Source organism: Pseudomonas tremae (assembly GCF_023278125.1).
GTDB classification, from domain to species: Bacteria; Pseudomonadota; Gammaproteobacteria; order Pseudomonadales; family Pseudomonadaceae; genus Aquipseudomonas; species Aquipseudomonas tremae.
Map to the genome: position 1 here is coordinate 509,993 of NZ_CP066270.1, position 22,508 is coordinate 532,500.

General features: G+C 57.7%; 26 protein-coding genes and 1 pseudogene (1 of these 27 cut by a window edge). 18 read left to right on the top strand and 9 right to left on the bottom strand.

Annotated features, from left to right (window positions below; all coding sequences use genetic code 11):
• Positions 1–2: 2 nt before the first annotated feature.
• The 7 genes from I9H09_RS02255 to I9H09_RS02285 are packed head-to-tail and all read left to right on the top strand — an operon-like array spanning position 3 to position 5,696.
• A complete protein-coding gene (locus tag I9H09_RS02255; RefSeq protein WP_122346944.1) occupies positions 3–1,130 on the top strand; it encodes a phage baseplate assembly protein in 1,128 nt (375 codons plus the stop codon).
• Positions 1,127–1,639: a phage baseplate assembly protein V gene (locus I9H09_RS02260; protein WP_005896692.1), complete on the top strand. Its 513-nt coding sequence runs from the start codon at positions 1,127–1,129 to the stop codon at positions 1,637–1,639. Before I9H09_RS02255 ends, I9H09_RS02260 begins: the two co-directional genes overlap by 4 nt.
• Positions 1,636–2,034 (top strand): phage GP46 family protein, encoded by a 399-nt coding sequence (locus tag I9H09_RS02265; protein WP_005896695.1) that lies wholly within the window; start codon positions 1,636–1,638, stop codon positions 2,032–2,034. The genes I9H09_RS02260 and I9H09_RS02265 overlap by 4 nt, the downstream gene beginning before the upstream one ends.
• Positions 2,024–3,064 (top strand): baseplate J/gp47 family protein, encoded by a 1,041-nt coding sequence (locus tag I9H09_RS02270; protein ID WP_236502405.1) that lies wholly within the window; start codon positions 2,024–2,026, stop codon positions 3,062–3,064. The genes I9H09_RS02265 and I9H09_RS02270 overlap by 11 nt, the downstream gene beginning before the upstream one ends.
• Positions 3,052–3,651 (top strand): YmfQ family protein, encoded by a 600-nt coding sequence (locus I9H09_RS02275; RefSeq protein ID WP_005896702.1) that lies wholly within the window; start codon positions 3,052–3,054, stop codon positions 3,649–3,651. Before I9H09_RS02270 ends, I9H09_RS02275 begins: the two co-directional genes overlap by 13 nt.
• A 10-nt stretch (positions 3,652–3,661) precedes the next feature.
• Positions 3,662–5,122 carry a hypothetical protein gene (locus I9H09_RS02280; protein WP_005896706.1) on the top strand — a complete coding sequence of 487 codons (1,461 nt, stop codon included), beginning with the start codon at positions 3,662–3,664 and terminating at the stop codon, positions 5,120–5,122.
• Between the two features lie 7 nt (positions 5,123–5,129).
• On the top strand, positions 5,130–5,696 hold the full coding sequence (locus I9H09_RS02285) for a tail fiber assembly protein (RefSeq protein WP_122311997.1): 567 nt from the start codon (positions 5,130–5,132) through the stop codon (positions 5,694–5,696).
• A gap of 275 nt (positions 5,697–5,971) precedes the next feature.
• Here the strand turns inward: I9H09_RS02285 and I9H09_RS02290 are convergent.
• Positions 5,972–7,134, bottom strand: a protein-coding gene (locus I9H09_RS02290; RefSeq protein WP_122346372.1) for an IS3 family transposase whose coding sequence is annotated in 2 segments (ribosomal slippage) — positions 5,972–6,879 and positions 6,879–7,134 — 1,164 coding nt in all. Because the reading frame shifts where the segments join, the coding sequence is not laid out codon by codon here.
• Between the two features lie 109 nt (positions 7,135–7,243).
• On the opposite strand from I9H09_RS02290, the gene I9H09_RS02295 reads away from it, so the two are divergent.
• The 7 genes and pseudogenes from I9H09_RS02295 to I9H09_RS02325 all read left to right on the top strand — a co-directional run bounded on the left by I9H09_RS02295 (position 7,244) and on the right by I9H09_RS02325 (position 13,051).
• A complete protein-coding gene (locus I9H09_RS02295; protein ID WP_080267967.1) occupies positions 7,244–8,245 on the top strand; it encodes a tail fiber assembly protein in 1,002 nt (333 codons plus the stop codon).
• A gap of 107 nt (positions 8,246–8,352) precedes the next feature.
• Positions 8,353–8,898, top strand: coding sequence for a glycoside hydrolase family 19 protein (locus I9H09_RS02300; RefSeq protein ID WP_122346942.1), 546 nt, complete (start codon positions 8,353–8,355; stop codon positions 8,896–8,898).
• Positions 8,895–9,404, top strand: a complete 510-nt coding sequence (locus I9H09_RS02305) for a lysis system spanin subunit (RefSeq protein WP_024690869.1) — start codon at positions 8,895–8,897, stop codon at positions 9,402–9,404. Before I9H09_RS02300 ends, I9H09_RS02305 begins: the two co-directional genes overlap by 4 nt.
• 412 nt (positions 9,405–9,816) lie before the next feature.
• Positions 9,817–10,416, top strand: a complete 600-nt coding sequence (locus I9H09_RS02310; protein ID WP_005896841.1) for an aminodeoxychorismate/anthranilate synthase component II — start codon at positions 9,817–9,819, stop codon at positions 10,414–10,416.
• Between the two features lie 21 nt (positions 10,417–10,437).
• Complete coding sequence (trpD, locus tag I9H09_RS02315; RefSeq protein WP_024690868.1) at positions 10,438–11,487, top strand: anthranilate phosphoribosyltransferase; 1,050 nt, start codon at positions 10,438–10,440, stop codon at positions 11,485–11,487.
• The gene (gene trpC / locus I9H09_RS02320; RefSeq protein ID WP_122346941.1) at positions 11,484–12,320 is read left to right on the top strand and encodes an indole-3-glycerol phosphate synthase TrpC; all 837 of its coding nucleotides are present in this window, start codon (positions 11,484–11,486) and stop codon (positions 12,318–12,320) included. Before trpD ends, trpC begins: the two co-directional genes overlap by 4 nt.
• A 30-nt stretch (positions 12,321–12,350) precedes the next feature.
• Positions 12,351–13,051, top strand: a pseudogene (locus tag I9H09_RS02325) (lipoyl protein ligase domain-containing protein).
• 11 nt (positions 13,052–13,062) lie between these two features.
• On the opposite strand, the gene crp reads toward I9H09_RS02325, so the two are convergent.
• Positions 13,063–13,707, bottom strand: coding sequence for a cAMP-activated global transcriptional regulator CRP (gene crp, locus I9H09_RS02330; protein ID WP_024670550.1), 645 nt, complete (start codon positions 13,705–13,707; stop codon positions 13,063–13,065).
• A gap of 223 nt (positions 13,708–13,930) precedes the next feature.
• Between crp and I9H09_RS02335 the strand changes: the two genes are divergently transcribed.
• Together I9H09_RS02335 and speD are read left to right on the top strand one after the other, a co-directional pair.
• Entirely contained in the window at positions 13,931–14,353 is a 423-nt protein-coding gene (locus I9H09_RS02335) for an OsmC family protein (protein WP_005896851.1), read from the top strand.
• Positions 14,354–14,595: 242 nt separating this feature from the next.
• On the top strand, positions 14,596–15,390 hold the full coding sequence (gene speD, locus I9H09_RS02340) for an adenosylmethionine decarboxylase (RefSeq protein ID WP_005896853.1): 795 nt from the start codon (positions 14,596–14,598) through the stop codon (positions 15,388–15,390).
• Between the two features lie 60 nt (positions 15,391–15,450).
• Here the strand turns inward: speD and coq7 are convergent, their stop codons facing one another.
• The 5 genes from coq7 to hemJ all read right to left on the bottom strand — a co-directional run bounded on the left by coq7 (position 15,451) and on the right by hemJ (position 18,947).
• Positions 15,451–16,098: a 2-polyprenyl-3-methyl-6-methoxy-1,4-benzoquinone monooxygenase gene (coq7, locus tag I9H09_RS02345; protein ID WP_122346940.1), complete on the bottom strand. Its 648-nt coding sequence runs from the start codon at positions 16,096–16,098 to the stop codon at positions 15,451–15,453.
• A 120-nt stretch (positions 16,099–16,218) separates the two neighbouring features.
• Complete coding sequence (locus I9H09_RS02350; RefSeq protein WP_005896857.1) at positions 16,219–16,557, bottom strand: histidine triad nucleotide-binding protein; 339 nt, start codon at positions 16,555–16,557, stop codon at positions 16,219–16,221.
• Between the two features lie 101 nt (positions 16,558–16,658).
• A complete protein-coding gene (locus I9H09_RS02355) occupies positions 16,659–17,435 on the bottom strand; it encodes an SDR family NAD(P)-dependent oxidoreductase (protein ID WP_024690864.1) in 777 nt (258 codons plus the stop codon).
• Between the two features lie 56 nt (positions 17,436–17,491).
• Positions 17,492–18,421, bottom strand: a complete 930-nt coding sequence (locus I9H09_RS02360) for a DUF805 domain-containing protein (protein ID WP_122346939.1) — start codon at positions 18,419–18,421, stop codon at positions 17,492–17,494.
• 97 nt (positions 18,422–18,518) lie between these two features.
• The gene (hemJ, locus tag I9H09_RS02365; RefSeq protein WP_005896864.1) at positions 18,519–18,947 is read right to left on the bottom strand and encodes a protoporphyrinogen oxidase HemJ; all 429 of its coding nucleotides are present in this window, start codon (positions 18,945–18,947) and stop codon (positions 18,519–18,521) included.
• A 133-nt stretch (positions 18,948–19,080) separates the two neighbouring features.
• On the opposite strand from hemJ, the gene argC reads away from it, so the two are divergent.
• Positions 19,081–20,115 carry an N-acetyl-gamma-glutamyl-phosphate reductase gene (gene argC / locus I9H09_RS02370; RefSeq protein WP_122346938.1) on the top strand — a complete coding sequence of 345 codons (1,035 nt, stop codon included), beginning with the start codon at positions 19,081–19,083 and terminating at the stop codon, positions 20,113–20,115.
• Positions 20,116–20,221: 106 nt separating this feature from the next.
• The gene (gene erpA, locus I9H09_RS02375) at positions 20,222–20,572 is read left to right on the top strand and encodes an iron-sulfur cluster insertion protein ErpA (protein WP_002551953.1); all 351 of its coding nucleotides are present in this window, start codon (positions 20,222–20,224) and stop codon (positions 20,570–20,572) included.
• A gap of 63 nt (positions 20,573–20,635) precedes the next feature.
• Here the strand turns inward: erpA and I9H09_RS02380 are convergent, their stop codons facing one another.
• Together I9H09_RS02380 and I9H09_RS02385 are read right to left on the bottom strand one after the other, a co-directional pair.
• Positions 20,636–21,730 carry an anhydro-N-acetylmuramic acid kinase gene (locus I9H09_RS02380; protein ID WP_005896872.1) on the bottom strand — a complete coding sequence of 365 codons (1,095 nt, stop codon included), beginning with the start codon at positions 21,728–21,730 and terminating at the stop codon, positions 20,636–20,638.
• 3 nt (positions 21,731–21,733) lie between these two features.
• Positions 21,734–22,508, bottom strand: the 3' portion of a protein-coding gene (locus tag I9H09_RS02385) for a peptidoglycan DD-metalloendopeptidase family protein (RefSeq protein ID WP_005896875.1). The gene runs 647 nt beyond the window's last position; only the last 775 of its 1,422 coding nucleotides appear in the window; its start codon lies beyond the right edge, outside the window — the gene reads right to left on this strand; the stop codon is at positions 21,734–21,736.

The window sequence follows — 22,508 nt, forward strand, 5'->3', positions numbered from 1 at the left end:
CCATGATCGACCCTAACGTTGTCACCCTGACGGTTGACCAGCACGACTACGCCGGTTGGAAATCGGTGGAAATTTCTGCCGGGATCGAGCGTCAGGCACGCAGCTTTGACGTAAGCATTACCTGGCAGTGGCCGGGCACTGAAATATCGCATCCGATCACGCCCGGCGCAGCCTGCGAAGTGCGTATCGGCGGCGAGCTGATTCTGACCGGCTGGGTGTTTGCCGCGCCGATTACCTATGACGGCAAGCAAGTCACGCTAACGATTTCCGGACGCTCGAAAACGGCTGACCTGATTGACTGCTCTGCCATCAACAAGCCCAGCCAGTGGATGGGCGTGGGTGTGCTGACCATCGTTCAGGCGCTGGCTGCGCCTTACGAATTGAAGGTGATCAGCGAAATACCGGAAACCTCGAAGCTGGCCAAACACAACATCGAGCCGGGTGAAAGCGTGTTCAAGTCCATCGACCGGCTGTTGACCCTGTTCCGGATTTTCTCCACCGATGACGAATACGGCAATGTGGTATTGGCCAGGCCGGGGAGTCGGGGGCAGAGCGCAGACGCGCTTGAGCTAGGCAAGAATGTGCTGAGCGCGAAGATCTCGCGTGATTTTTCCGGGATTTTTTCCGAGTACCGGGTTATTGGCCAACAAACGGGTAACGACAAGACGTTCGGCAAAGAGGCTTCAGAGGTTTCGGCCGAAGTCACCGATACGCGGCATGACGATCCTGGCCGCAAAAAGCGTCTTCGCGTGTTGATCGTTCATGAGGACGCGCCGATCACCCCCACGCTCGCCCTGAGTCGCGCCAGTTGGGAGCGGGGTCAACGGGCAGGCAAAGCGCTGCTCACCACCTATAAGGTCCAGGGCTGGCGACAGTCAAACGGCGCACTGTGGCGACACAACACCATGGTGCGCGTGGTGGATCCGGTTATCGGCTTTGCGGGCAGAAACATGCTGATTTCAGCCGTGACCTACTCGCTGACTGATCAAGGCACGATCACCACGCTAGTGGTCGGTCCGCCTGAAGGTTTCCAGAGCGAGCCCGGCGACCCCAACAAGCGCAGCAAGGTACAAGTCAATCAGGACGCGTACTCCTGGCTGCTGCCCATCGACGAGGAAACAACTGCATGAGCTTACTCAATCGCATGCTGGTGCGCGGCACGGTCGTGCTCGCCAGGGCCAGCAGCAAGATGCAGGCGCTGCAAATGCGCCTCACCGCCGGAGAGGTCAAGGACGACATGGAACATTTCGAACCCTACGGCTTCACCAGTCACCCGCTGGCCGGCGCTGAAGGTATCGCCGCGTTTATTGGCGGCGATCGTTCTCACGGTCTGCTGCTGGTGGTGGCCGACCGGCGCTATCGCCTCAAGGGCCTGGAGTCCGGCGAAGTGGCGATCTATACCGACGAGGGCGACAAGATCCACCTCAAGCGCGGCAAGGTCATCGACATCGAAACCGGCACCCTGAACATCAAGGCGTCAAAGGCAGTAAACGTCGACACACCGCAGATCAACCAGACCGGAAAGATCGTGTCCCAGGGCGACCAGATTGCCGGCGGCATCAGCCAGATCAGCCATCTGCATGGCAACGTGCAGGCCGGTAACGGTCAGAGCGGGCCGCCTGTTGGAGGTGCCGGATGATCATTGAAGGCTCCCTGCAGGCTTCCTTGCTGCGTTCAGTGGTGATCAGCCTGTTCACCTGGCGGCGCGCCGAAGCGGACGACCCGTATGACGATGCCGAACGCTTCGGCTGGTGGGGCGATACCTACCCGGCGCAGGCCAATGACCGTATCGGCTCCAGGCTGTGGTTGCTACGCCGGGTTCGACTTACCGCGCAGACCCGGCGTGATGCCGAGTTCTATGCGCGCGAAGCGCTTACCTGGCTGATCGACGATGGCCAGGTCAGCAACATCAACATCATTACCGAACAGGTTCAGAGCAATCGCTTGAACCTGGGCGTCGAGCTGGTCGTTTCGGACGGTCAGGTCGTGCGCTTCAACCCTTCTGAACAGTGGCAGGTGATTTATGCCGTTTGAAACGCCTACGTTACCGGCGCTGATCAACCGAACCCAGGTCGACCTCGCCGACGACGCGCTGCGTCAGTCCGATGCTCGGGTGCTGTCGCGCGCACACAGCGGTGCGGCCTATGGGCTGTATGGCTATCAGGACTGGATCGCCGACCAGATTCTGCCGGACACCGCCGATGAGGAAACACTCGAACGGCAAGCCATCCTGCGCTTGCGCCAGCCGCGCAAGGTCGCGCAGTCCGCACGCGGTTCGGTGCGCTTCACCGCGGCGGCCGGTGCGGTGCTGGATGCCGACACCGTGCTGCAATTCAGCGATGGACGCTTTTACCGGGTGACCAAAGGTGTCACCACGGTCGCGGGCAACAACACCACGACGGTCGAGGCCGTGGATGCGGGCAGTCTCGGCAACGCCGATGCCGGGATGGTGATGACCGTCGTGCAACCTGTCGAAGGGATCGACAGTACGTTTACCGTGATCGAGGACGGTCTGTCTGGCGGTATTGCTCAGGAAAGCATCGAGTCGCTGCGGGCCAGGGTCGTGCGCTCTTACCGGATCATTCCGCATGGCGGCAATCAGGATGATTATGTGACCTGGGCGCTTGAAGTGCCGGGCGTGACACGGGCCTGGTGCGTGCGTCGCTATTTGGGGCCGGGCACTGTCGCGGTTTTCTTCATGCGTGACGATGAGCTTGACCCGATTCCCGATGCCGAGCAACTGGCTGAAATGGCGGCGTACATCGAGCCGTTGCGCCCGGTCACTGCCGACGTCTATGTGCTGGCGCCGGTGCAGAAGCCGGTGGTCTACACCATCAAACTGACGCCTGACACTTCTGTGGTTCGCGCAGCAGTGGAGACGCAACTGCTGGACTTGCACAACCGCGAGGGCGGACTGGGTGAAACCTTGTTGCTGACGCACATCGCCGAAGCGATCAGCCGCGCGACCGGCGAAACCGATCATGTGCTGGTTGCACCGGTCGCCAACGTCACGGCGGCCGCCAATCAGTTGCTGACCTTCGGAAGAATATTATGGTCGTCATAAGAACTGCCGAGCACTACGCCGAGCAACTCCAGGCACTGCTGCCACCCGGCCCCGCCTGGGATCCTGAGCGAGTGCCGGAAGTGCAGCACGTCATTACCGGGCTGTCCCGCGAATTCGCCCGTATCGATGGCCGCGCTTTCGATCTGCTCAACGAGATGGACCCGGCCAACGTCAGCGAGCTGGTGCCGGACTGGGAGCGGGTCATGAACCTGCCCGACCCGTGCCTCGGGCTCAAGCCCTTTTTCGCAGACCGGCGCCTGTCAGTGCGACAGCGGCTTGTTGCGACAGGAGGGCAGAACGCAGGGTTCTACATCGACATTGCCATCAGCCAGGGCTACCCCGACGCCACCGTGACCGAACACCGAACGCCCCGTATGGGGCGTTCGCGTTTTGGTCAGGCGCACTTCGGCACCTGGAACGCGCAATTCATGTGGACCCTGAACACCGGCGGGCGCCAGCGTCTGGGGCGCCGCTTCGGGGCCAGCTATTGGGGCGAGCGGTTCGGGGTCAACCCCGGCGTCGCCATCGAGTGTCTGATCCGCCGAGCTGCACCGGCGCACAGCGTCGAATTCGTTAATTTCAACTGAGGAACACAACATGGATTATCCCAAGAGTGTGCCAAGCGTAGGCTTGGTCAGCGGCAAGTTTGTAGATGAAAACCCGGCCACCGGAACACCCGGCTCGCTGATCCCGGCGGCGTGGGGGAACTCGGTGACGCAGGAGATTTTGAATGCGATGGCTGCTGGTGGCGAGCTGCCCGACGAAACCAAAACAGATCAACTGGCAACGGCAATTACCCAGATTGGCTCGCAGGTCAGGCAGGCTTATAAAGGTGCCGGGTTTGGTTACACAGCTTCTGAAACTCTTTTATCTGGAGCAGCGGGGCATTGGCACAGAGTCAATGTCGCGGGGATCACGCTGACATTACCTCCCAAGGCGAGTGTAAGTGTGGGTAAATCCATTACCTTTCATAACGCATCGCCAGGAGCGGCAACTATCAAGGCCAACGGTGCTGAGGTTATATCGCTATACGGTGCCGGCAGTAATACGTTGAAGCTCAGTGCTGAAGAGTGGGTAGAGCTGGTTTTTAATACTGATGCGATCTACATCACCAAGCGCGGAAAAATTACCGAGGTCGTGGGGGTCGACTCGCAAAAGGTATTCTCGTTCAGCGCTGATACGGCGTTTACGAAGGACCAGATGGGGTTTCTTCTACTGGATGCCACTGGGGCCAATCGGTCGTTCTCTTTGCCATCTTCAAATGCTGCGCTTGGCGTCAGGGATGTCGTCGTTCGCCGAGTCGACAATAGTGGAAACCGACTGGTGATCAATGCCGCAGCAGGAGAGAAAATAAGGTTTCACACTCATCTAAACGCCGCTGGTTATTCCTTTCTGGTTTTGATGGGGGCCGGCGACTGGTGGCAACTACGTAGCGATGGTGCTGGAAGCTGGTGGCCGATAGGGCGATATGACAACACGCCTTTGGGGAGGCCGGTTTTCGAAACAACGACGCTGTTCAGCCCAGGCGGATATGGCGCGCTCAACGGCGCGCTGCTTAGCCGCGCCGAATGGCCTTGGCTTTGGGATCATGCGCAAAAATCCGGGATGGTCTACACGGAAGCAGCTCGTACCGGCAAGGAAGGTGGATGGACCAGTGGCGACGGTGCTCAGACCTTTCGTGGGCCTGAGGGACGAGGCGAGTTTTTGCGGGTACTGGACGAGTCCCGTGGCGTCGATACATCGCGTGTCGCTGGCTCTTGGCAGGACGGTACTTGGCTGAGGACAGTGGCTCAGGAGTGGAGCGGCTCAGACGTAGAGACTGGCAGCTATCTGCTGGGCAACGGCCATGCGCAGGCAGACGGGCGTCTGAGTTCCACAGGTCCCGGGGGGCTGTTGCCGCCAGGCGCATTAGTCCCTGCCGGCGGTTCCGCATACCTCCCAGAGACGACAGACAATGGCGTTATGGCAACTGTTATGAGAGACCAGCAACCGATGAATAACTGGATTCGTTTTCGTAGTCGCAACATGGCCTATCCGGGCCGTATCAAACTGATCTGAGGACACTATGCCTACTTACTTGATAGACGACTCTGGGGCCCTGATGGGGCCCGTTGAATTACCGGTGGTTCCTGGGCTAGGCGAGCAAACTCCCAGCAACGCTGTAAGCATCAACGAAGTACTCAACGAGCCAAATACAGGGTTTGCCTGGACGTTGGTCGATGGTGAGCTGCGGCAGGTTATAGATCTGCGCTGCTCTATGTATCGAATAACCGATGGCTCGGTAGAGGAGTGGAACGGCCTCGGATTGCCGCCTGAACGGCTTACCGCCAAACAATGGCCTGGCAAATATTACGTTTGGCGAGAGGGTGATTGGGCTCTTGATACAGAAGCGCAGAAGATCGCATTGGCTTCGGCTGCTTTGATCCTTCGTGACCAGCATTTACGGGAAGCTGCCACACGTATCGCTCCGTTGCAGTATGCCAAGGATCTGGGAGATGCCACCGAGGCGGAGAATGCAAGTTTGCTGGAGTGGAAACGCTATAGCGTGGAACTGAACAGGATCGAGCAACACCCGGATTACCCTTTCCAGATCAAGTGGCCTTCACCGCCTTCGGATGCAGCTCCCCTCTAAACACCACCGCGAAAGCGGTTTTTTTATGCCCGGCTTTCGAGGTCTTCACGTGCGGGTTGAGCATGTGCGAACTCCTCAAAGACCCTGCCCACGAAAGGAGGGATACCTTATGAAAGCTTGATTCATAACGCTACACAGCACCGGTCGCATTAAGGATAGCTCAGGATTTTCTGTAGAGAATCTGGGGCGCACCTAAACGGCCATCCAGTAATAACAGCACTCTCTCAATACTCAACACAAAGGAATTAACTATGAACATCGTCCCCATGTAGTGGTCAACTGATCCCGGACACGACGTTAAGTTTTTTCTCGTACTGAGCGGGTGCCAGTCCATTATTGAACTGGTGTGGCCGAACCCAGTTGTAGCGATGCATCAGATAATGACTGATATCCCGCTGTGCCTCTTGGGCCGTCATGTAGCCCACGGCGGGTATCCACTCGGTTTTCAAGCTGCGGAATACACGCTCCATCGGCGAGTTGTCGTAGCAATTACCTCGGCGACTCATGCTCTGGCGCATGCGGTATCGCCAAAGCCGCTGGCGAAACTGTCGGCTCCCATATTGGGAGCCCTGATCTGAGTGAAACAGCAGGCCCTGAGGCTTGCCGCGTTGCTCATAAGCCATGTCCAGCGCCTTGATGACCAAGTCCGTGTCCGGTTTGTTTGAAAACGCCCAGCCCACCACCCGACGCGCATAAAGATCCATAACCACCGCCAGGTAATGCCATTTTCCTTGCGCCCAGATGTAGGTGATGTCGCCACACCAAACCTGATTGGGCGCGGGTACATCGAACTGCCGATTCAAAATGTTCGGAATGTCAGGCCTCTCCACTGTTGCTTTTTTATAAGCATGAGAGCCAGGTTGCTTGCTGATTAATCCCAGTTCCCGCATCAGGCCACGTACCTTGAACCGGCCAATTTGCTCGCCATCTTCCTGCAATACCGAAACGATACTGCGGCTGCCAGCAGCGCTTCGACTTTGCCCGAACAGCTCATTGACTCGACTGAGTAAACGAACCCGCTCGGTGTCTGGAGCCCGACGCCGCTGGCAATGGTCGTAGTAGCACGAGCGAGGTGTCTCGAACATCTCGCACAGCAATTCGATCGGCTCATGGGCACCTAGCTGATCGATCAGCGCAAGCGCTCGTGTTCTTCCGACATCAAGAGCGCGGTAGCCTTTTTTAAAATGGATTTCTCCCGCTCAAGACGAGCGATGCGCGCTTCCAGCTCCTGAATTTTCTGCTGCTCGGGCGTCAGGGCTTTGCTCTGAGGCGTCACGCCATTGCGCTCCTGCTGGAGCTGGCTAACCCAGCGACGCAGCGCAGACTCGACCACTCCAAGCGAGCGAGAAGCTTCGACATGGCTATAACCTTGATCGAGCACGAGGCCTGCGGCCTCACGTTTGAATTCAGCGGAGAAGGTACGGCGTTGCTTGGTCATCAGACACCTCTATATCTGGCGATATTCTCGCCTAAATGAGTGTCCGGAATCATTAGACCACTACACCATCACTCGTAACCCTCAATGGGCCGATCAGGCTCACACCTCCATGACGCTCTGGGTGATCGTCAGTGAACCCGGCTATATGGATCGGCAGGACGCCATATCGGTCTCTGCCAATCATCCGGATCCGCAATATGTAGCGTTTTACAACCGGGCAATCGCTGGAGAGTTTGGTGAGATTCTTGAGCCAAGCGAACAGACGATTCTTATGAACATCAATGCGCAGCGTGGCGTCTACCTGGACAACGCTACCAAGCGAATCAACGAGCTGGATTTTCAACTGACTATTGTGCAAAACGCCATTGCATCGGGTTCGGCTACCGTCGCGCAAATCGAGTCCCGGCCTGCGCTGCAAGCCGAGCTTGATGCGTATTCGCTTTACCGGGCACAGCTCTCCAATCTGAGTTCGCTGCCAGGGTTCCCCCTGTCCTTTGTCTGGCCTGTTCCACCTGCAACTCCCTTCGTTTACGTAAAGCCGTCGGATGTGCCTACGCCTTCTACAGGCGTGAGCGAAGATGAACTGCCTTGGATCATGAGCAGCATTCGTAACCCTCGCTGGGTCGATCAGGCTCATACCGCTATCGTGCTTCTGGTCGTTTTTGAGAAAACCAAATATACGAAAGGCGAGGAGGCCGTCACTGTTTCTGCCAACGCACTCAAGCCGCAAGCCAGAGAACTCTTCAATCGTGCCTTTAACGGCGAGTTTGGTGTGATTCTCGAGCCGATCACGGAAGCGGGAACGGGCGATGTCATGACTCAGCGCGACGGATACTCGGCCCTGGCCACTGCGAAAGTCGATTCGTTGATCAGCAGGTTGAGCACCGTGCAAAGTGCCATTGAAGCCCAGTTGAAAACCCTGCCTGCACTACAAGCCGAACTCAATGCTTACTGGCTATACCGGGTGCAGCTCGCCCAACTCGATGCGCAACCGGGCTTTCCAGGGTCGTTTGTATGGCCTGTAGCGCCCGCATCGCCATTCGTGTACGTAAAGCCGGTTGAACAGCCAGCACCTTTTATAGGCGTAAGTGCAGACGAGCTACCCAAGTAATCACGCCCCGCACTGACGGGGCGTTGTTTTATCCGCAGTGCGCGTCGTTCTGGAAAAAGTAGTACTTCATCGACGCGTGATGCCAGCAAGCTATTTAGGAGGAATCCATGCTTATCAACCAGCAACAACTACTGCAAATCCTCCCCGACGCCGGCCCTAAAGCCGGCGTTTTTGTGTCTGCTCTCAACGTCGCCATGACTCGTTACAACATCAATACCCGGCTGCGCATTGCTGGATTCATTGCCCAGATCGGGCATGAATCCGGGCAGTTTCGCTATGTGCGGGAGCTGGGCAGCGACAGCTACCTGGCGAAGTACGACACCGGGCAGTTGGCACTGCGTCTGGGCAACACGCCAGAGGCGGACGGCGATGGCCAGCTTTATCGCGGTCGGGGGCTGATTCAGGTGACAGGGCGGGCGAACTACGAAGCGTGCGGGGAAGCGCTGGGGCTGGACCTGTTGAGTCAGCCGCAGTTGCTCGAACAACCAGAGCACGCCGCGATGTCGGCGGCGTGGTTCTGGGACCGGGCAAACCTCAACGCACTGGCAGACATGGGTGATTTTCTGATGATCACCCGCCGCATCAACGGCGGCACCAATGGCCTGGCGGATCGACAGGCGCTTTACCAGCGGGCCTTGGAGGTACTGCCGTGAAAATGCTGGATGTGCGATTCCTGATCCTCGCATTCGTGCTGGGGTCGGGGCTGGGTACATGGGCCGCCTGGAAATGGCAGGCGGCCCGCTATGGTCTGCAACTGTCGGCGCAACAACTGGCCTGGCAGCACGAACGCGAGCAGGCGGCATCCGCTGTCATCGAGTGGCAGGCTGCCGAACAGTCACGACGGCGGGCATTGGAAGTCCGTCTGCAAAACAACGATACAAACCTTCACAAGGAGTTGAGCGATGCACAGACCTCTCAAGCTCGTTTGCGCGACCGTCTGGCCACTGCTGATCTGCGGCTGTCAGTCCTCCTCGCCAGCCCTGCCGCTGGTGACGGAATGTCAGCCACCACCGATGCCGGCAGCCTGGTTCATGGAGGCCCGCGAGGCGAACTTGACCCAGCGGCTGCTGGACGAATTGTCGCCATTACCGACGACGGCGATCAGGGATTGATCGCCTTGAAGGCCTGCCAAGCCTATGTGCGCGAGATTGCGCACTGATGTTCCTTTCGGCTCCCCACCCTCGGCCATCGTGCCCCTGCCTGAATCCCGCCTCCGTCAGGAGGCGCGGCCTTTTTTCCCTCCTTAATAGTCCGTTCAGTCTGCCTTGCCTGGTACATTCATATTGCACCGGCCCATTCGGTACGCTAATGTCCCGAAACGTACCGATGAGACCCCTTCCGTGACGACAGTCAGCAAGCTTTTGATGCGCGTAATCAAGGCTCACGCCCGTTGGCGTTGGCGCGCCTGACTATTTCCTTGCCGGCCCTGCCGGACCCGTACCTGCATGCCTTCGATTTTTAATGCTTTCTGCCCCGGTTCCCCCACGCTTTGCGGCTGAGAGGGGAGGCTTGAGCGAAGCAGAATCCGGAAGGCTCGAATCAAGTCAGTAAATCAAAAGGTTGATAGCAAAATGTTGCTGATGATCGATAACTACGACTCCTTTACCTACAACGTTGTGCAGTACCTCGGTGAGCTGGGAGCAGACGTCAAAGTCATTCGCAATGACGAACTGACCATTGCCCAGATCGAAGCCCTGAACCCCGAGCGCATCGTGGTATCGCCCGGCCCGTGTACGCCCAACGAAGCAGGCGTATCGCTTGAGGTGATCAACCACTTCGCTGGCAAATTGCCGATTCTGGGTGTCTGCCTTGGGCATCAGTCCATTGGCCAGGCATTCGGGGGCGAGGTGGTGCGTGCGCGTCAGGTAATGCATGGCAAGACTAGCCCGGTGGTACACGAAGACGGTGGCGTGTTCGAAGGCCTTAATCATCCGTTGGTGGTAACCCGCTACCACTCGCTGGTGGTCAAGCGCGATACGTTGCCCGAGTGCCTGGAAGTGACGGCATGGACGTCGCTTGAAGATGGCTCTGTTGACGAGATCATGGGCCTGCGCCACAAGACATTGAACATCGAGGGCGTACAGTTTCATCCCGAGTCGATCCTGACCGAGCAAGGTCACGAGTTGTTCGCCAATTTCCTCAAACAGAGCGGCGGCCATCGTCAGGTCTAAGGACTTCTTATGAGTACCCCCATGAATATCAAAGGTGCGCTGAATCGCGTGGTCAATCAGCTGGACCTGACCACTGAAGAGATGAGCGACGTCATGCGCGAAATCATGACCGGGCAATGCACCGAAGCGCAGATCGGCTCTTTTCTGATGGGCATGCGCATGAAGAGCGAAACCATCGACGAGATTGTCGGTGCGGTTTCGGTCATGCGCGAGCTGGCCGACAAGGTCGAACTGAAAACCCTTGATGGCGTTGTCGACATCGTCGGCACTGGTGGCGACGGCGCGAATATTTTCAACGTGTCTACCGCGTCGGCATTTGTTATTGCCGCCGCTGGCTGCACGGTGGCCAAGCACGGCAATCGTGCCGTTTCCGGCAAAAGTGGCAGTGCCGATTTGCTGGAAGCGGCGGGTGTATACCTCGATCTGACGCCTGTTCAGGTGGCTCGATGCATTGACAGCGTCGGTATCGGCTTCATGTTCGCGCAGTCTCATCACCGCGCCATGAAACACACTGCCGGCCCTCGCCGGGAGTTGGGGCTGCGTACATTGTTCAATATGCTTGGCCCGCTGACGAACCCGGCCGGCGTGCGTCATCAAATCGTCGGCGTGTTCAATCAGGCGCTATGCCGCCCGCTGGCCGAGGTGCTGTTGCGTCTGGGCAGCAAGCACGTACTGGTGGTGCATTCGCAGGATGGGCTGGACGAGTTCAGTCTGGCCGCGCCCACCTTCGTAGCCGAATTGAAGAATGGCGAAGTGACAGAGTACTGGGTTCAGCCTGAAGATCTGGGCATCAAGAGTCAGAGTCTTTATGGCCTTGCGGTGGAAAGCCCCGCCGCTTCCCTGGAACTGATTCGTGATGCGCTGGGCCGTCGCAAGACCGAGAACGGGCAGAAAGCTGCGGAGATGATCGTGCTCAATGCCGGTGCCGCGCTTTATGCCGCTGACCACGCCACAAGTCTGAAAGAGGGTGTGGCACTGGCGCACGACGCATTGCACACCGGTCTGGCTCGGGAAAAACTGGAAGAGTTGGGTGCTTTCACGGCTGTATTCAAACAGGAGAACGAAGGATGAGCTTGCCCACTGTACTGGAAAAAATTCTTGATCGAAAAGCTGATGAAATCTCTGCCCGTCGTGCGATCGTCAGCCAGGCTGAACTCGAGCAACAAGCCGCCAAGGCCGATGCACCCCGTGGTTTTGCCAATGCGCTGATCACCCAGGCCAGGCTGAAGCAGCCCGCCGTCATTGCGGAAATCAAGAAGGCGTCGCCGAGCAAGGGCGTTATCCGGGAAAACTTTCTGCCCGCCGATATTGCCAGAAGCTATCAAGCGGGGGGCGCGACCTGTTTGTCCGTATTGACCGATGTTGATTTCTTTCAGGGCTCCGATGCCTACCTGCAACAGGCGCGCGCAGCCTGCAATTTGCCGGTTATCCGCAAGGATTTCATGATTGACCCGTATCAGGTGTACGAGGCGCGAGCCATTGGTGCGGACTGCATTCTGCTGATCGTATCGGCACTGGACGACGGGCGTATGGCTGAGCTGGCTGCCGTCGCCAAGAGTGTCGGGCTGGACGTGCTGGTTGAAGTGCATGACGGCGCCGAACTGGATCGCGCGCTCAAGGTGCTCGATACGCCGCTGGTGGGGGTCAACAATCGCAACCTCCACACTTTCGAGGTCAGCCTCGAAACCACGCTGGATCTGCTGCGCCGTATCCCGCAGGATCGTCTGCTTGTCACTGAAAGCGGCATTCTCAACCGCGCGGATGTCGAGTTGATGGAAATCAACAGTATTTATTCATTCCTGGTGGGCGAAGCCTTCATGCGTGCCGTCCATCCGGGCGATGAACTGCAGCGGCTGTTCTTTCCTGAGCGCAAATCAGTCGTGAGTGGTTCTTCCACCCATTAACCGCATCTACTGCGCGCGCTGAGGGCTGGCATGCAAGACTCGATCATCGACATCTGTGTCGAACAAGGCTTGCAAGCCGAGCAGGAGCTATTGGCTAGCGTGTGTGCAGGCGAGGCAGACCACGGTTTGCTGCTCTGGCGACCCACCGATCAAGCGCTGGTGATGCCGCGACGCATGAGCCGCCTCCCAGGTTTTGTCGAAGCCAGCGAGACACTGGCGGATAACGGCTGGCCTGTTCTGTTGCGCGAAACCGGTGGTGAGCCGGTTCCGCAGTCTTGCGCCACCGTTAATATCGCACTGGTCTATGCCCAGCCTGCGGCGGACTCTGATCGGGATCGCATCGAAACTGCTTATCTGCGCCTGTGCCAGCCGATTCTCGACCTGCTGCTCGCATTGGGCGGTCAGGCTTCGCTGGGTGAAGTGGCTGGCGCTTTCTGCGACGGTCGTTTCAACGTCAATCTAGATGGTCGAAAAATGGTCGGCACGGCACGGCTCAGCGCTGGCGCCAGAGTCAGGGCGGAACACGTCCCGTTGTGTTGGCTCACTGTGCGTTGCTGCTGGATGACCAGCGCGCGCAGATGGTGGCAGCGGTCAATCGTTTCAATGAACTATGTGAGCTTGATCAGCGTGTACGTGCCGAGAGTCACATTGCCCTGCACGAAGCGTTTCCCGATGCGCAGGTTCTCGAACATCTGGCACAGCGTTACCGGCGCATGCTGGCCAAGCTCTGATCGCCAGCGCATCAGCGTGTGCCGTAGACCACCATGGTTTTGCCTTTGACGTTGACCAGGCTTTGTTCTTCCAGAGCCTTCAGCACGCGGCCGACCATCTCCCTCGAACAGCCCACGATGCGGCCGATCTCCTGGCGGGTGATCTTGATCTGCATGCCGTCCGGATGGGTCATGGCGTCTGGCTGTTTGCACAAGTCCAGCAACGTGCGCGCCACGCGTCCGGTTACGTCGAGAAACGCCAGGTCACCCACCTTGCGCGTGGTGTTGCGCAGGCGTTCGGCCATCTGGCTGCCGAGTGCGTAGAGAATTTCCGGATCCTGCCTGACTAGCTCGCGGAAGGTGTCGTAGGAGATTTCGGCGACCTCGCACTCAGTCTTGGCTCGTACCCATGCACTGCGCACGGATTCACGCCCCGGTTGCTCGAACAGACCCAACTCGCCGAAGAAATCGCCGTTGTTCAGATAGGCAACTATCATTTCCCTGCGCTCGTCATCCTCAATCAGCACAGTGACCGAGCCTTTGAGAATCAGAAACAACGACTCGGAATGATCGCCTGCGTTGATGATGTTGCTTTTCGCTGCATAGCGACGACGTTCCGCATGAGCGAGTAGCTTGTCCAGCCTGCTGGCTTGAGGTGTAAAGGTTATTGCGACCATGCGGTACTTCCGAAATAGAGACTATGGCCAAATGGCATACCTATAGGTATCGGCTGCACCTGGGTTCTCAACAGCTTTTCAAGGCGTAACGGGTGCTATTTGCGAATGTTCCTACACGTTTCCTGCAAAAAGCATTTTTTCTGAGTGTTCGGTCAGGGTTTGGCGCTGTGCTAAGCTTGCGTCCCCCTTTTTTACAATGCAGTTTTAGAATGGAGTCCTGGCGATGAAGGCACGCATCCAATGGGCCGGCGAGTCCATGTTTCTCGGAGAGTCCGGCAGCGGTCATGTAGTGGTAATGGACGGTCCGCCTGAAAGCGGTGGGCGCAATCTGGGTGTTCGGCCAATGGAAATGGTGCTGTTGGGCCTGGGCGGCTGCAGCAGCTTTGACGTGGTCAGCATCCTCAAGAAGTCGCGTCAGCCTGTCGAAAGCTGCGAAGCCTTTCTTGAAGCCGAGCGCGCAGATGAAGAGCCGAAAATATTCACAAAAATTCATCTGCACTTCGTTGTGAAGGGCCGCGGGCTCAAGGAGACTCAGGTCAAGCGTGCCATTGAGCTGTCTGCAGAGAAGTATTGCTCGGCCTCGATCATGCTCGTAAACGGGGGTGTAAAGATCACTCACGATTATGAAATTGTCGAACTGGGCTGAACGTCAGACATCCAACGATCATAAAAACGGCGCACACTCTGGCAGACGGCTTCGGACGTCTGCATAATGCGCCACTTTTTCAGGGCGCAGCGTGCACTGGTTTTCTGCTGGCAGCCCGAACAGATAACCAAAATCGCCAACGCGAAGAGGTGTTAACCGTCCTACGCAGATGAGCCGGGCTCACCTGACGGGCATGCTTGATCACGCGGCTGGCGCCGCACCCATATAGAGAGTTTTTAACGGTGAAAAGCAAACTCAAGCTCCACGGGTTCAATAACCTGACAAAGACCTTGAGCTTCAACATTTATGACATCTGCTATGCGGAAACCCCGCAAGACCAGCAGGCGTATGTCGAGTACATCAACAGTGTGTACGACGCAGAACGCCTCACGCGGATTCTGACTGATGTTGTCGATATCATTGGTGCCAACATCCTGAACATTGCGCGTCAGGATTACGATCCACAAGGTGCCAGTGTGACCATTCTGATCTCCGAGCAGCCGGTGACGCCTACCGAAAGCCAGATCGAAGAGTCGCCAGGTCCATTGCCGGAAACTATCCTGGCGCACCTGGACAAGAGCCACATCACGGTTCACACCTACCCTGAAATTCACCCGGTAGATGGCATTGCCACGTTCCGGGTGGATATCGACGTGTCGACCTGTGGCGTCATTTCACCGCTAAAGGCGCTGAATTATCTGATTCACAAGTTCGAGTCGGACATCGTGACCGTCGATTATCGCGTGCGCGGCTTTACCCGCGACGTGGAAGGCAAGAAGCACTTCATCGATCACGAAATCAACTCGATCCAGAACTACCTGTCCGAAGACACGCGCAACGGTTACCAGATGACCGACGTGAACGTGTATCAGGAAAACCTGTTCCACACCAAGATGCTGCTCAAGCAGTTCGAACTGGATAACTACCTGTTCGGCGACGCTACCAGCAACCTGTCTGTCGAGCAGCGCGAGCAAGTGACAGCGAAGGTCAAACACGAAATGCTGGAAATCTTCTACGGCCGTAACGTAGCCGTATAAGCCGGATTTCGGACATGAAAAAGGCGCCTCTTGCAGGCGCCTTTTTTCGTGGGGCTTTGTTCAGATGCGATAAGTCGACTTGGTCATGACCTTGGCCAGCACACTCATGCCGAACTTCACCGGGGCCGGGAAGCGGAAGCCGCCTGCCTCCAAGGCAGATTCGGCGTGGTGTTCTTCATCGCTGAGCATCTGTTCAAGAATCGCCCGGGACTTGCCGTCTTCGGTCGGCAGTTGGACCAAGTGCTCGCTCAAGTGCTTGCAAACCTGATCCTCTGTCGCCGCCACAAAGCCCAGGCTGACCCGGTCACTGATAATGCCGGCTACTGCGCCCATGCCGAATGACAGGCTGTAGAACAGCGGGTTCAGCACGCTGGTATGGCTGCCAAGTTGACGAATGCGCTGCTCGCACCAGACCAGGTGATCGATCTCTTCTTCGGCGGCGTGCTCCATCGCCTTGCGTACCTTGGGCAACTTTGCGGTCAGCGCCTGACCCTGATACAGCGCCTGGGCACAGACTTCTCCGGTGTGGTTGATACGCATGAGGCCCGCCACGTGACGCGTGTCGACGTCACTCATCTTGTGGTCTGGCTGGACGACTGCGGGAGAAGGGCGTCGGGCGTGAGCGCTGGACGGCAGCAATGTGCGCATTGCGCTATCGGCTTGAAGTAACAGACGGTCGAGTGGGGAGTATTGACGTTCGGTAGCCATGGGCACCTCCGTAAGATCATGCGGGCAGTTTACCCCAATCAGCCGGAGGTGGCAGGGCCTGTCTCGTGTGGTCAGCGATCATCTGCTTCGCTGGTCGCGATCATGCCTGCAAACGCTGGATCAACCCGGAGGCCAATTCATCTGACGCTGACCCAGCACGTGCATATGAATGTGATAAACGGTCTGTCCGCCCAGCTCATTGCAGTTCATTACCACCCGAAAGCCTTCTTCGCAGCCCAGCTCGATGGCCAGACGCTGCGCAGTGAACAGGATATGTCCTGCCAGGCTTTTGTCCTCTTCGGTCAGATCGCTCAGGGTGCGAATGGGTTTTTTCGGGATCACCAGAAAATGCACAGGTGCCTGAGGGGCAATGTCGTGAAAGGCAAGAACCTGATCATCTTCGTAGATGATCTTTGCCGGAATTTCCCGGTTGATGATCTTGGTAAACAAAGTTTCCACAGCCGTTGCTCCTTGTCGGTTGATGGGCGTCGCAGGGTATTGCCATGCAGCAACGAGCCCGAGTGTACTGAGCGAGGTACGAGTAGCCCAGTCGTTTGTCGTCAGCGCGGGCAGAATTTCTTGTTGATGTAGCCGCTGATCTGCCGCGCCAGCCAGCGCGAAACCAGGCGCGGGCTGAGCGTCCAGAACCTGTTGCTGAAACCTGGAATGATGACTGCGCGGTTTTTTTCCAGCGCACGCACGGTGTACAGCGCAACTTCTTCAGGGCTCATCAGGTTGTCGACGTTCACCTGTAGCTGCGCGGTGCGGAAAAAAGCCGTTCTGGTTGGCCCCGGGCACAATACCGAGACCTTGACCCCGGCCTTCTTCACCTCTTCGCGCAGCCCTTCGGAGAAGTGCAGCACGTAGGCCTTGCTCGCGTAGTAGGTGCTCATCCACGGCCCAGGCTGGAAAGCCGCCACCGAAGCGACATTGAGTATTTGCCCACCGCCCTGAATAGCCATGAGGTTGCCAACGGTATGGCACAGGCGCGTGAGGGCCAGAATATTAAGGTCGATCAGGTCTTGTTCGGCGCCCCAGTCCTGCGCCAGAAAGGGGCCGCAAGTACCAATGCCGGCGGCATTGACCAGCAAGTCGATCTGATGCGCGCCGTCTTCCAGCTCCAGCAGAAAACCTGACAGTCTTAGCGGCTCGCCCAGGTCGCATGCGCGAAACAGTACTTCGACGCCAAAGCGTTGGGTCAGCTCCAGAGCAATCGTTTCCAGAAGATCGCGTTGGCGTGCGACCAGGATCAAGCTGCGACCACGGCGTGCCAGCGCCTCGGCCATCGCCAGGCCTATACCGCTGGAAGCACCGGTGATCAGGGCGTAACGGGTCATGCATTTCTCCATTGAGCGTGTTGCGCCCGGCGTTGCGCCGAACCGTGGGCCGTCTGTTACTGGCTGCTGTTGTCTTTGGGCTCTTGGTAGACATCCTCCGGCGCCGTCAAGGCACTGTCCTTGTCCTCTTCATCGTCGTAGGGCAGGGATTGCTCATACTCATCGGTCTGCAGCGCCAGTTCCGCCTGAGCGAGTTTGCCGATGCTGTAATAGATACTGGCCACCGAAATAATCGGGATCATGACAATCCAGATAATGCCCAGCACCTTGACGCCCCGCGTGTTGGGCGGCGGCGGTGGACCAAACTGATTTGGGCCTCGTGTGCCGGGCAGCAGCATCATCAGGAAGGGGAACAACGTGCCTACAAAGGGCACCAGATTCAACAGCAAGAGCCAGCCTGACCAGCCAAGATCGTGCAGCCTCTGTACGCCTATCATCACGCCGATTGTCATGAACACCACCACCATGACCGCGATCAGCAAGCCTCCGCCGACCAGCGACCAGTTCAGGACCATCAGGGCAAGCGCCATCAACGCTACCAGGGTGACGCACTGAACCATGCTCCATGCCAGAAACCGCAGGCGGCCGATGCGCCCGTGAGTGGTGAAGATCCTGAGCGTCGAATGCCCATACTGCTCATTGACGACCTGCGCCTTGGGTGGCGCATACGGAGAGGCGTCCGCGGGCGCCTGTCTGGCGGGCGACCAGGGCGTGGCCTGAGTGGAGACTTCATCGAGATTGAGGCTGATAGCCTCATCGGGCTCGAGATAGGCTTCAACACCCGCGTTTTTCAGAGCGTCGATGTAACGTTCGGCCTCCGCCCGGACCAAGCCGCGTTTGAGCGCTACAGGTTCACCGTTAAACAGCTTTTGAACAGCCGCCGTTTCGCTCTTGAACAGTCCGGCCAGGTTGGCCTGTGCGGTTTCTGGCTCTACGCCGTCACGCACCTTCCCTGCAAACATGATCTTGAAAAGGGTTTCGGTCATACAGGGCTTCCTTGTCTTGAGTTAGGAGCATTCGAGGATTGCTCTGCCCATGCAGAGCGTCCTTTCATGGTCCGAATACGCACGGTGCGATAACCGATCAGAACGGTCGGACGATAACCAGAATGACCACGGCGATCAGGACCAGTACCGGAATTTCATTGAACCAGCGATAAAACACATGGCTGCGGCCATTCTCGCCACGGGCGAAACGCTTGATCTGCGCGCCGCACACATGGTGGTAACCGATCAACAGCACCACCAGCGCCAGCTTCGCGTGCATCCAGCCCTGGCTGAAGTAGCCGCTGGGGTTGAAGCTGATCAACCAGCCGCCGAAAATCAGCGTGGCAATCATTGCTGGCCCCATGATGCCGCGGTACAGCTTGCGTTCCATTACCTCGAAACGCTCACGGCTGACAGCGTCTTCACTCATCGAGTGATAAACGAACAGCCTTGGCAGGTAGAAAAGGCCTGCAAACCAGCAGACCATTGAAATGATGTGCAGCGCTTTGATCCATAGATAGAGCATTTTTAGTTATTCCCAGGTTCACGGTGGCCGAATAGTAGTGTCTTGTGCATCCATACGTCACGTTGTCGGTTGTCGCAGACGCCATAGGCTCCTATTATCGACCGCTTTCCAGTTGTTTCGTTGAGGGCAGGTTATGGTCAAGGTCGGTATCGTCGGCGGCACGGGTTACACCGGTGTCGAGCTGCTGCGTCTGTTGGCACAGCATCCGCAGGCAGAAGTGGTGGTTATTACCTCTCGCTCGGAGGCCGGTCTTCCAGTCGCCGACATGTACCCGAACCTGCGAGGCCATTACGACGGCCTGGCGTTCAGCGTGCCTGACGTTAAAACCCTGGGCGCTTGTGACGTCGTGTTCTTTGCCACGCCTCATGGCGTAGCCCATGCCCTGGCAGGTGAGCTGCTTGCCGCTGGCACCAGGGTCATTGACCTGTCTGCCGACTTCCGTCTGCAGGACTCGGAGGAATGGGCCAAGTGGTACGGCCAGCCCCATGGTGCGCCAGAGCTGCTGAAGGACGCGGTTTACGGGCTGCCTGAAGTCAATCGCGAGCAGATAAAAAGCGCGCGCCTGATCGCCGTGCCGGGTTGCTATCCGACGGCTACCCAACTGGGCTTCCTGCCGTTGCTTGAAGCAGGCATTGCCGATAACACTCGCCTGATTGCCGACTGCAAATCAGGTGTGAGTGGCGCTGGTCGCGGGTTGAGCATTGGCTCTCTGTACTCCGAGGCCAACGAGAGCTTCAAGGCTTATGCTGTAAAAGGCCACCGTCACTTGCCTGAAATCACTCAGGGCTTGCGCCGCGCCGCAGGTGGGGATGTCGGCCTGACCTTCGTTCCGCACCTGGTGCCGATGATTCGGGGCATTCACTCCACGCTGTATGCGACGGTCACTGATCGCTCCGTAGACCTGCAGGCGCTTTTCGAAAAGCGCTACGCCGACGAGCCTTTCGTGGATGTCATGCCGGCGGGCAGTCATCCAGAGACTCGCAGCGTACGCGGCGCCAACGTTTGCCGTATCGCCGTGCACCGTCCGCAGGGCGGCGATCTGGTTGTGGTGCTTTCGGTCATCGACAATCTGGTCAAGGGTGCGTCGGGTCAGGCGGTTCAGAACATGAACGTCATGTTTGGCCTGGATGAGCGTGCAGGGCTGTCCCATGCTGGAATGATGCCTTGAAGGGGTCGCTGAGGCGTTGCCGCGCAAATAGTTGACCGATTTTCTAGGAGAAGCGGATAATGCCGTCATTACGCATTACGACGGCTGATGCCGGGAGATATCTGACATGAGTGTTGAATCCTTCACGCCTACGGCTTTGGAATTCACCCCAAATGCAGCGCACAAGGTGAAAACCCTGGTCGACGAAGAGGGTAATGACCGCCTTAAACTGCGTGTATTCGTTACAGGTGGCGGTTGCTCAGGCTTTCAGTACGGCTTCACGTTTGATGAAGACGTGGCAGACGACGACACAATCGTCGAGCGAGAAGGCGTCAGCCTGGTGGTCGATCCGATGAGTTTCCAGTATCTGGCTGGCGCGGAAGTCGATTATCAGGAAGGGCTTGAGGGTTCGCGATTCGTTATCAAGAACCCGAATGCATCGACTACCTGTGGTTGCGGCTCTTCGTTCTCGATCTGACGGGGCCAGCTGTAACAAAAACGCCGCTCATACGAGCGGCGTTTTACGTTTTGCTTTCAGGATTCAGGCCGGATAGATTGCGCCGAGAACCCTGCGGCCCTTGGCGCCGGTGACCGTGGGCCGGTTGGCAGGTACGCCTTCAAGGCAGCAATGAGCGAGCCAGGCAAACGCCATCGCCTCTACCCAGTCAGGGTCGACGCCAAACTTCTGAGTGCTGTTGACCTCGGTATCAGGCAACAGCTCGGCGATACGTTGCATCAAGGCCGCGTTGTGCGCGCCGCCACCGCAGACCAGCAGTTGCGTGGTGGTCGCTTGTGCGGATTGCAGGGATTCAGTAATTGTCAGCGCCGTCAGTTCCAGTAGTGTGGCTTGTACATCTTCCGGTGCCAGCGTAGGTAGCTGGAACAGATGATGATGCACCCAGCCCAGATTGAATACTTCCCGGCCTGTGCTTTTAGGGCCCTTGGTCAGGAAGAATTGATCGCTGAGCAGTTTTTTGAGCAGGTCCGGGTTGACCTTGCCGCTCGCGGCCCACGCGCCGTCCTTGTCATAGCTTTCGTGGCGCTGCGACTGTATCCACGCATCGAGCAACACGTTGCCCGGACCGCTGTCGAAACCCTCGACCGGTCGATCAGACTCAATCAGGCTCAGGTTGCTGAAGCCGCCGATATTCAGCACAGCGCGGTGATTTTTGTTGTCATCGAACAGCGCTTCGTGAAAGGCAGGCACCAGCGGTGCGCCCTGACCTCCAGCAGCAATGTCGCGACGACGGAAGTCGCTTACCACTGTTATTTCGGTCAGTTCGGCCAAGAGGGCGGGGTTGCCGATCTGGATGCTGTAGCCGCGAGCAGGCTCGTGCCGAATCGTCTGGCCGTGGCTGCCAATGGCGCGTATCTGACCAGCGACCATGTTCTGCTCTTTAAGCAAAGCCAGAACACCCTCTGCGACCAGGCGGCACCACTTCTGTTCCGCAATGGCTGCGCGAGCGAGCTCATCCGCGCCGCTTGAGCAAAGCGCGAGTAATTCCGCATGCAGGTCTTCCGGCATTGGAATGTAGTGAGTTGCCAGCAGTTTTGATCGGTCATCCTGCTCCAGCAGGGCGATATCAATCCCATCAAGGCTGCTGCCGGACATCACACCTATATAGAAGTAGGCCATGGATTACCTTTTATTCGAGGCCAGCGTGGTGGCCTTTTCCTGATCCATGCGCGCCATCAACGGTTGGCTTTGCTGCATGAACCGCTGTTTTTCGGATTTGGCGATCGGATCCGCCATCGGAAGCTTCTGACCCAATGGGTCTACGTGTACGCCATTGACCTGAAATTCATAGTGCAAGTGCGGGCCAGTCGACAGACCGGTCGTTCCAATATAGCCGATCACTTGGCCTTGCTTGACGGAACTGCCCGTTTGCACGCCTTTGGCGAAGCCCTGCATGTGACCATACAGCGTGCGATAGGTGTCGCCGTGCTGGATAATTACGGTATTGCCGTAGCCGCCGCGACGGCCTGCCAGCAGTACCTTGCCATCGCCTGTGGCCTTGATTGGTGTGCCGCGTGGCGCTGCATAATCGACACCTTTGTGTGCACGGATCTTGTTCAGGATCGGGTGTTTGCGGCCCATCGAGAACATCGAGCTGATGCGGGCGAAATCAACCGGGGTGCGGATGAAAGCCTTGCGCATGCTGTTGCCGTCGGCGGTGTAGTAATTGGTAGTACCTTGCTTGCTGGTGTAGCGAACCGCAGTGTAAGTCTTGCCCCGATTCGTGAAGCGCGCGGCCAGAATGTTGCCGGTGCCGACGCTCTTGCCGTTCACCACTTTCTGCTCGTACACCACGTCAAACTGGTCGCCCTTGCGGATGTCCTGAGCGAAATCGACGTCGTAGCCAAAGATATTGGCCATGTCCATCGTCATGCTATGGGTCAGGCCTGCGCGCTGT